The organism is Vibrio sp. FF266 (assembly GCF_041439695.1).
Lineage (GTDB): Bacteria > Pseudomonadota > Gammaproteobacteria > Enterobacterales > Vibrionaceae > Vibrio > Vibrio tasmaniensis_A.
Genome location: NZ_JBGOOO010000121.1, coordinates 1 through 1,067, shown reverse-complemented (window position 1 = coordinate 1,067; position 1,067 = coordinate 1). Strand labels below are relative to the sequence as shown.

Below are 1,067 nucleotides of genomic sequence, written 5' to 3'. Positions count from 1 at the left end.
TCGTTAGTGATTGTACTCACTTAACTCAGTGTCCAAAACTTCTGGTGCGGATCACCCTTCTTAGAAAGAGATCATTGGGACAATATTGACGATACCAAGTTTACAGAGCTAGAGAGCCAAATCTCTGCGCTACCAACTGAAGCTGAAGCGTTTAATTCTGATGAGCAACTTAATCACTTATCACACCGCTTCGATAGCTTGGTGTTAACCATGCAATTGGACCTGTTAGAGAAAGGTATGTTGTCCGAAACAAGCCGCGGACGAGTGGTTGAGTTTGCTGAGCAGCTTGAAGCGAAATCGACGATTCCAGCAGTACAAGCGCAGCTGCAACTTATCCAAGATATTCAGACCCAAGAGTTTTGGCAGGATATCCATTTAGTGACGCTTGAAGAGCTACGTCGTAAGTTACGAAATCTAATGTTTGCGTTGGACAAAGATAAAAAAGAGATGGTGTACACCAACTTCGAAGATGAAGTTCAAGGTGTCCATGACGTGACAAATGTGTACAAGAATCCAAGCGTTGATTTAGCCCAGTATCGCAAGAAAATTGAGCTCTATATTCAAGATCACCAAGATCAGCTAACGATTCAAAAGCTCAAGCGCAATAAATCCATCACTCAAGCTGATTTAGACGTCCTAGAAGGCTTATTACTGGATGCAAGCGGTATGAGTGATGTGGAAGCTTACCGTGAGAAGATCTTACAAGAGAAGCCGCTAGGCACGTTTATCCGTGAACTCATCGGTTTAGACATGAATGCAGCCAAAGAAGCATTCAGCAGTTTCCTTGATGAAGAGTCTTACAACGCGGAACAGATTCAATTCGTCGATCAAGTGATCGATTACTTAGTTAATAACGGCATTCTCGATATGTCACAACTCTTCGAGCCACCATTTACTGATAACCACGGCGAAAGCGCCTACGGCTTCTTCGATGAAGGAACTGTAGTGGAGCTGTTTGGAGTGATTCGCAAAGTGAATGCGAATGCTGTGGTTGAAGAGAGCCAGAGTGCATTGATCTGCTCCAGCAGGACTGGACACTACATTAAGCGACATTTCGTTGTTCAAAG

The 1,067-nt window shown here is 43.8% G+C and carries 1 pseudogene; it reads left to right on the top strand.

Annotated features, from left to right (window positions below):
* Positions 1-54: 54 nt before the first annotated feature.
* A pseudogene (locus ACED59_RS24535) lies at positions 55-1,067 on the top strand (type I restriction-modification enzyme R subunit C-terminal domain-containing protein); the annotation flags it as partial.